This window comes from Klebsiella sp. RCJ4, assembly GCF_009025755.1.
GTDB classification, from domain to species: domain Bacteria; phylum Pseudomonadota; class Gammaproteobacteria; order Enterobacterales; family Enterobacteriaceae; genus Klebsiella; species Klebsiella michiganensis.
Map to the genome: position 1 here is coordinate 23,108 of NZ_WCIN01000028.1, position 7,368 is coordinate 30,475.

Annotated in this window: 5 protein-coding genes; 3 read left to right on the plus strand and 2 right to left on the minus strand. The window is 53.3% G+C overall.

What is annotated here, in order from left to right:
* Positions 1-456, plus strand: a complete 456-nt coding sequence (gene tssE / locus F8562_RS09655; RefSeq protein ID WP_014838282.1) for a type VI secretion system baseplate subunit TssE — start codon at positions 1-3, stop codon at positions 454-456.
* A 23-nt stretch (positions 457-479) separates the two neighbouring features.
* Entirely contained in the window at positions 480-1,814 is a 1,335-nt protein-coding gene (locus F8562_RS09660) for a VasL domain-containing protein (protein ID WP_014838283.1), read from the plus strand.
* Positions 1,815-1,976: 162 nt separating this feature from the next.
* On the opposite strand, the gene F8562_RS09665 is transcribed toward F8562_RS09660, so the two are convergent.
* A complete protein-coding gene (locus tag F8562_RS09665) occupies positions 1,977-3,656 on the minus strand; it encodes a glycoside hydrolase family 43 protein (protein WP_094909567.1) in 1,680 nt (559 codons plus the stop codon).
* A 54-nt stretch (positions 3,657-3,710) separates the two neighbouring features.
* Positions 3,711-5,150 carry an MFS transporter gene (locus F8562_RS09670; protein WP_162140807.1) on the minus strand — a complete coding sequence of 480 codons (1,440 nt, stop codon included), beginning with the start codon at positions 5,148-5,150 and terminating at the stop codon, positions 3,711-3,713.
* 894 nt (positions 5,151-6,044) lie between these two features.
* Here F8562_RS09670 and F8562_RS09675 point away from each other — a divergent pair.
* On the plus strand, positions 6,045-7,368 hold a 1,324-nt coding region (locus tag F8562_RS09675; protein ID WP_151891902.1), incomplete at its 3' end, for a carbohydrate porin.

Here is a 7,368-nt window from a genome sequence, read left to right on the forward strand (position 1 = left end):
ATGCCCACACGCCATAATGCCCCCTCGCTGTATGAAATGCTGTACGGCAACTTTACCGGCGGACTCGACCTGCATCAGGTCAGTGAAGAAAACCAGGTTATTCTGTCGGTGCTGGATAATATGCAGCGCGTCCTCAACTGTCGCGCCGGGACGCTGGCGCACCTGCCCGATTACGGCCTGCCGGATATGACTAAAATCCTCCAGGGGATGCCGGGTACGGCTCATGAGCTGATGGGCATCCTGTCGGCCGTATTGCTTAAATATGAACCGCGGCTGAAGAAAATTGACGTGGTTCTGCTCGAGCAGGCTATTCCCGGCGAGCTGCGTTACGCCATTGACGCGGAGCTGAAGGGCGTAGGCCTGGTGCGCTACGGCACCGAATTTATGCCCGAGGGCAGGGTGCTTATCCGCCACCTCAAACAGCAGCAGTACCTGGAAGTCCGCTCCTCTATCTAGTTTTTATTCTGGCTGAAACCATCATGACGACCCCTTCTGAATGTTGCCTGAAAACCGGCGGCGACCCGCGTACGCTTGCAGATTACGCGCGCCTTCGCGATGAAATGAACAAACTGACCCATCCGGCGCGCCCTGATGTCAACTGGCGGCTCGCGGAAAAACTCTGCCTGTCGCTGTTTGAGCACAACGGCGTGGAGCTACAGACTGCCGCCTGGTATACGCTTGTCCGCATGCATCTGGCGGGGCTATACGGCATGAATGAAGGGCTGGCGATACTGGTCGCGCTGGTCTCCCGGCAGTGGGGCAATATGTGGCCGCAGCCGACGACTGCGCGAATCAAAATACTCAGTTCGCTCAGTCAACGGCTGCAGCAGGCGATGCGCACGCTGTCGCTGACCTATATCGACCTGAGCCAGCTTTACCAGGCAGAAGCGCATCTGACGGCGCTGGATGACGTACTGCAGCGTCTGGAACTCAAACATGCCGGCCAGCTTGATGCCCTGTCTATCCTGCTGCACAACGCGGCGGTACGGCTGGAGAGCAGCGAAAATAAAGAGGAGACCGCGCCGCAAGCGGCCGCGCCTGATCCTGCCCCTTCCAGCCTCCCTGAACCGACCGCGCAGGTGAAATGGGTCTATGTCGCCGAACCGGCATCGCGGCCGAATGCTGACGTTGTGACGGCATTCCCGGCGCCCGCGAAGCCCTGGAAGCCGTTTGTCGCCGGGATGCTGACTATGCTGGCGCTGGCCGGGGCCGCGGCGGGAGGATGGCGGGCAACGCACCCGTCCGATTCGGGGCAGATGCGGTTTCCCGCCCGGTTCTCTCCATTGCCTACGGTGCTTTCCGCTGAGCAGTTACAGACGCTACGACAACAATCCCCCTCGGCGGAGCCGGGGATAAAACAGACTCAGCAGCAGCTGGCGCAGCTTTTACAGCTAAAACCGGACTGGGCTTTGAGTTATGGTACTCATCTGGCGCAGCAGGCGCTGACGCTATGGCCAGAGCAGGCGAAACCGCTGGCGCGGCAATGGCAACAGCAGGTCAGCGCCGCCGCGCTTCCCGTGGAGAATCTCAGCGGCTGGCACCAGGGAATGACGCAGCTACAGCAGTTGACGAACCGGCTTAACGCACTGGATGAACAGAAGGGGCGGTATATCACGGTGAGTGAGCTGAAGTCAGCGGTGTTTGCCATAACGCAGTCGTTCAGCCGTACCGTTCCGGCGGAAGAGCAGCTGCGACAACTCTCCGCACAGCCGCGCAATCAGCCAGGGTCTGCGGCGCAGCAGAACCAGACGGAGCAGCATCTGCAACAACTGATTGCCCGCTATGCTGCGCTGAAACAAAAAACGGCGGAATAAGCGTGCAATAGCCACCCGCACGGGTCATTAGCGTGACGCATGACTTTCGCTATCGGAACGGCCGGTTGCCGGCCTGATGCGACAACCCTGCCACACCCGGCACCGGCGCGCCTGTCGCGCCGGTGCCTCCTTTCAGCGTTTAATCTCCCCAGACAGGGCTCTCTAATAACGTCGTAATTCACTGGCTTCCCAGCTATACGCGTCCCTGGCGATTAACGTGTCGCCAAGCTCCTGATAATCGAAATGATAAAACTCAGCGCGGGCGCCATAACCGGAGTAGTCGACTGCCGCAAGGCCAACAAACGCTCCGGTAAAGAATCCGCCATAGCTTTGCAGGACATAATCATCCGAAAGGATCGCAGCATCTAGCTTCACAGGGATTTCAGTGAACTCAACCCCATCAAAGCTATATTCATAGCTATACGTTTCCTTCCTGACTTTCGTCCGGAACCAGACATATTCAACGTGCTCCGGGACCTTGATGGCTTCATCTTTTAAATATGATGTATACCGCCCTCGGTTATTCTCACCTATTTCAATGACCTTACCGTTAATTTCATTCCAGGTAATGAACACAAAACTCCAGTGACGATCGTTATAGTAATTCGTTAATCCGGCCATTTGCTGGTAGTTAAATGGATTAAATTTAACTTTAACTTTCGCATCAAAATAAAAGGCTTGCCAGCGTCGGGCAATCAGCGACAGGTCATGGGTATTCGCTAAAGATCCCTGGCCAATTAACGTTAACTTGCCATCGCCGGTGGTACCCATTTTTTCTGTAAACGGCACCCGCAGGGTGTTCCAGTTACCATCGAGTGTCGCCGTTGTAAATTCGTCGTGCTGGCTACGGTCTTCCGGACTTTCGGTATCAATGGCATCTTTCGGGCCTTCGACAAACGTCTTTCCGCCGTGACCGCCTTCAATACGCGGCCAGCCGCCTTCATCCCAGTACACCTTCTGGATAGCCGTTTCTCTGCCCAGCGTTGACCAGCCGCGAGGATCGTAGACTGACTCACCCGGGCGATTCCACGGACGCGCGCAGAGTGAGGCGTAGTACCATTCGCCGCCGGGGGTGGAAACCAACGCGCCGTGCCCTTGCTTTTGGATGTAGCTGTCTGGCGTATCGACGTTGGTTAAGAAGACCTCACCTGGCTCCGTTTCAAAGCTGTTGGCGTCTAAGGTTTTAGAACGCGCAACCACTTCCTGGTGCGTAAATACGGTGCCCCCCTGGGCGGCAAAAAGATAATAATATCCGTTCAGTTTATAGAGATGCGGCCCTTCAACGAGCCCAACGGCGGTCCCCCGATAAACGGTACGCGCGGTCTCTGGCATTAATTTCAGGGTTTTTGTATCCAGTTCAGTTAACGTGATGCCGTCAAAGGGATGGTGATATTCGCGATGGTCCCAGGTTTGCTGCACGATATATTTCCGGCCATCATCGTCGTGGAAGAGAGAAGCATCAAAACCTACGCCGTTAAGCTTAATGGGATCTGACCACGGGCCACGGATATCGGCTGCGGTGGTCAGATAGTTTGTCATGTCTTTAAAGGCGCCTTCGGTGACTTTGACGTCGGTATACACTAGCCAGAATTGACCGTCGGCATAAGAGAGCGCCGGCGCCCAAATGCCGCCTGATGAAGGATTGCCTTTCATATCCAGCAGGGTGGTGGTTGGCAGGGGCGCAGGGAGAAGATTCCAGTGCTCCAGGTCTTTTGACTCATGTAAACGAACGCCAGGGAACCACTCAAACGTAGAGTTGGCGATATAGTAGGTGTCCTCGACACGGATAATACTGGGGTCGGCATTAAACCCACGTAAAATAGGGTTTTGAATAAGTGACATATCATTACACCTTTTTATTTAAATGTTCCAAATGCATTTAATTTATATTTTTAACTACACGCGGACTTCATCAAGCTGACGGTTAATATCGGTCACGTTTTTGTCAGAGATGGGATAAACCTGCATGATGATCATCGATATGATGGCTAACGCGATAGGGATCCACACCGCGGTCATAATGATCCCGTCGATAGCGCTGGCGCTCTGCCGGGCGCCGGTTTCATTAAAGCCATAAACGGCCAGTAACCACAGGGGAATCGCGCCGCCGATGGTAAAGCCGATTTTGAAAAAGAGGCCCATAATCGCATTAATGATCGCCGCATTTCGCTTGCCGGATTTTAATTCGCCATACGCAATCACTTCAGGAACCAGCGCCCACATAAAGCCGGTCGCGGACGTTAAGCCCCATTGTTTAATGAAGGTGGCGATGTAAGCAAGCCAAAGCGCATCGTGCATGCCCTCGCGTGACCAGACGTAAGTCAGTAGCTCACCGACAATAAACATGGCCAGAAAAATATGGAAGAAGCCTTTTTTACCAAAAATTTTCTTGAGTTTGGGCCAAAAAATAGGGAATGCGATGCCCGGTATGGAGGCGACAAGGCCTACGGCGCCCATCCATTCTGAATGACCGACAACGTACTGATTGAAAAAGCCGTTAACCGTGTTCATGAAAAACATGAACGTGAAGGCCAGCATGAAAAACAGCCCGAGAATAACCAGCGGGCGGTTATGTTTGAGTTCAAGGAACAGATCGGTCGTTTTGACGTTGGCGGTCTGTTCTGCCGTCGCGACAACGCGTTCTTTCGTAAATTTATAGCAGATGAAAAGCGCCACCGCGCCGATGAGCATATACACGGAGTAGACGCCGAACCAGGCGTAGTTGGCTGATGGATCGGTATAGTTTCCCAGATTGAGCTCAATGCCGAAAAAACCGGTGTCCTTAAGGCTGCGATCTTTTGGCGAAGCCATCTGTACAAACATCGGGAACAGGGTATAAACAAGAAGATTGGCGCTATTGGCCAGCATCATTCGGGTACTGGTGAGTTTATCAATCGATTCCGGATCCCGGGTCAGGGACGCATTAAGCGAACCATAAGGAATATTCACTACGGAATAAACTAAATCCAGAGCCAAATAAACGATGAAGGCAAAAGGTACCGAACCTCTGACCCCAGGAATAGGAGCAAAAAGTAAAGCGGAAAGGATCACCAGCGGTACGCCGGCTCTTAACAGCCAGGGGCGGTATTTACCTGCTTTTGACGTTCTTTTGTCAACATACGTGCCGACCATCGGATCCCAAAAGACATTGATGATTCGGACAAAAAGAAATATAAACCCTGCCGTTGCCGTGCTGATGGTATTAACCGTCAGCATGTGAAGAGCCAGAAAGCCGCCTATTGTGCCAAAAACCAGGTTTTGCGCGAAGTCGCCCATACCATAACCAATACGTTCTCCACGCGTCAATTTATGATATTCATCAGGGCGGCTTTGCATTATGTTTTTACTCATTCTGAGCAGACTCCGGTGTGTTGTGTGGATGTGTAACAATTTCTGACATAAATGATCTCGAAGAATCTATTACGTTTTTAAATTAATTTATTATGTTTTTTTACTTCTGTGATCATCGAAGCAAAGCCTCTTCCAGACCCTCCATTTCACTTGTTGATTAACGCGTTACAAGCTATACCCCGGTAGATTTAAAACGCCGCCAAACCGGCATTTTGTTTTATTGTTTTTTTACTCTGGCCACTCCAGGAAATGTACTCTACAGGGTTATCCGCGCGCTGAGTAAATGGCGCGAATATTTGCGAGATGGCTCACGTTTGAGCATTTTCTTAATCACGGAGTGAAATAACGTAATTGAGCAACCGGCCAGGAGAATACAGGATGTGTCACAGTTGTTAATTTTTTGCTTCATAAATTATGGGATTCATCATGCCATCTTGTGCTGAGCGGGGCGCTGCCAACGGTTTGACTCACCCATGCAACGGTGCCGGGGCGGCGGCCAGCGGCGGCCGGACCCTGTGTCCCGGGGATGCAGGGCAAAGCGTTAGCGCCCTGAACGCTACCCAGCGTCTGGGGGGCAAAACGTGATGCTGTGAGTAGGGAGGACGTCGCCATCGTTTTAAACCACGGCGTTAATTTCGGCGTATGCCCCAGCGCATTCAACGAATTCACTGCTGGCCGGTGAACTATCCAAAGTGATAATTCACCCGGGCTGCGCTAATACTTAAACAATAACTATGGAGATCGGATAGCCCTAATAGTGTAAAGCCTCTGTTGACGTACAAAATAAAAATTAAATTGTTCTTATGATAGCGACATATTCTGATTGCCCAGAATGGGATTGTTATTATCTGAATAAAATTAACCTATATTGAGATAATTATGACAATGATAAAAAAACTTCCATTACCCATGGCGGTTATCGCCGCGCTTTTCCCATTTACCTCTGCAGTCGCCCAAGAGTTCACTCAGGAACAGATCGACGCCATTGTGGCGAAAGCCGTCGATAAAGCCCTGGCCGAACGCCAGGCGAAAATCGACGCCGCGGCTGATAAAAAAGTGGATGTTATCACCAACCCGCAGACCACCGCGGCCACGCCGGATATGGCGATCCCCTTCGGCCTGAAGTTCAGCGGCTACGCCCGCTACGGCGCGCAGTTCCAGACCGGCGATCAGAAGTTTGTCGGCGTCGATGGCTCCTATAACGGCGCCTCGGCGATCGGCCGTTTAGGCAACGAAGGCAACGGCGGCGAATTCCAGATAACCAAAGCCTTCAGGAGCAGTAAAGGCGCTATCTGGGATATCAACGTCATGTTTGACCACTGGAGCGATGAAGTTAACCTGAAAAAAGCCTACGTCGGCGTCACCAACGTGCTGGAGTCTAATCCCAACGCCTATATCTGGGCCGGCCGCGACTTCCATCAGCGCCCGCAGCAGGGGATCAACGACTACTTCTGGATGAACCACGACGGCCAGGGTGCCGGGGTGAAGAACTTTGATATCGGCGGCGTGCAGTTTGACGTGGCGGGAGTGTCGCAGGTGGAGTCCTGTAGCCCGGAAGTGATGGCGGACGAGGCCAACCCGTCGCGCATCACCTGTACCGGCGGCTCCGGTACCGGCGATAACGGCCACTACGCCCTGACCACCAAAACCCACAACATCAAGGCCGGGCCGATCGACGTTGAGGTGTACGCCAACTACGGTTTCGATTCGAAAGCGGTGGACAGCGACGAACGTCTCGACGCCTGGCAGGGCGGGCTGGTGCTGAGCCACACCAACGACAGCGGCGTCAATAAAGTGATCCTGCGCTACTCCGATAACTCGGATAACAGCGTCTACAACAAAACCGATGACCTGACCGCGATTTACGCCAGCTTTGAAGGGCTGCATAAATTCACCCGGCAGGCGCAGATCGAATATCTGCTGGCCTTCCACGACTATGACAACGGCAAGGATAACACCGATAACCGTAAAAACTACGGCGCCATTGTCCGTCCGATGTACTTCTGGAACGATGTGCACTCCACCTGGCTGGAAGCGGGCTACCAGCGCGTCGATTACGACCAGGGCGGCGATAACCACGGCTGGAAGCTGACGCTGTCGCAGAACATCGCCATCGGTATGGGGCCGGAGTTCCGCCCGATGCTGCGCTTCTACGTGACCGGCGGCCAGGTGGATAACAAGCGCACCGCGAAGGTTAACGGCA